General features: G+C 68.9%; 1 pseudogene. It reads left to right on the top strand.

Going from position 1 to position 1031, the window contains the following annotated elements:
* Positions 1–1031: pseudogene (locus J7528_RS23480) on the top strand (ice nucleation protein); the annotation flags it as partial.

Below are 1031 nucleotides of genomic sequence, written 5' to 3'. Positions count from 1 at the left end.
GACCCAGACCGCGCAACTCTCGACCACCCAGCTTGGCGCCCTGACGGCGACGCAGGTGGGCGCGCTGACGACCGCGGCCTTCTCGGCCCTGGACGCCACCCAGGTCGGCGCGCTGAGCGAGACCCAGATCAAGGGCCTGACCACCCAGCAGGTGGCCGCCCTGAACGCCACCGACATCGGTGAGCTGGCCACCACGCAGATCGCCGCGCTGACCGCCGGCCAAGTGGGCGCGCTGAACACCACCGCCTTCTCGGCGCTGAGCGCCACCCAGGTCGGGGCTCTGAACGAAACCCAGATCAAGGGCATTTCGGCCAGCCAGCTGAAGGCCCTGACGGCCACCGACGTGGGCGAGCTGGCGACGACCCAGATCTCGGCCCTGACCGGCGCGCAGCTGGCCAGTGTCAGCGCGACCAACGTCTCGTCCCTGACCAGCACCCAGGTCGGAGCGCTTTCGACGACCCAGGTCAAGGCCCTGACGGCCGACCAGATCAAGGGTCTGACCACCACCGATATCGGCGAGCTGGCCGACACCCAGATCGCGGCCCTGACGGCCGACCAGATCAAGAATCTGTCGGCGGCCAACGTCTCGGCCCTGAGCCAGACCCAGGTCAGCGTCCTGGCCAACACCCAGATCGCGGCGCTGAACGCGAGCCAGGTGAAGGGGCTGACGACCACCGACATCGGTGAGCTGTCGTCGACCCAACTGGGCGCTCTGACGACCGCGCAGCTCAATGTCCTGGCCTCGACCCAGGTGCAGCAGCTGTCGACGACCCAGATCGGCGGCCTGAGCGCCACCCAGATCGGCGCGCTCAGCTCGTCCAACCTCACGCTGATGGACGCCACGCAAATCGGCGCCCTGACGGGGACCCAGCTGAAGGGTCTGACCAACAGCCAGCTGGCTGGTCTGACCACCACCAATATCGGCAACCTGGCGGACACCCAGGTCGCGGCGCTGTCGGCGAGCCAGCTCGGCGCGCTGTCGACGACCGGCTTCTCGGCCCTGAACCAGACCCAGGTCGCCGCCCTGAGCG

Origin of the sequence: Caulobacter sp. (genome assembly GCF_017744445.1) — a bacterium.
GTDB lineage: Bacteria > Pseudomonadota > Alphaproteobacteria > Caulobacterales > Caulobacteraceae > Caulobacter.
The sequence above is the reverse complement of the archived record's forward strand: the minus strand, read 5'-3'. Positions and strand labels throughout refer to the sequence as shown.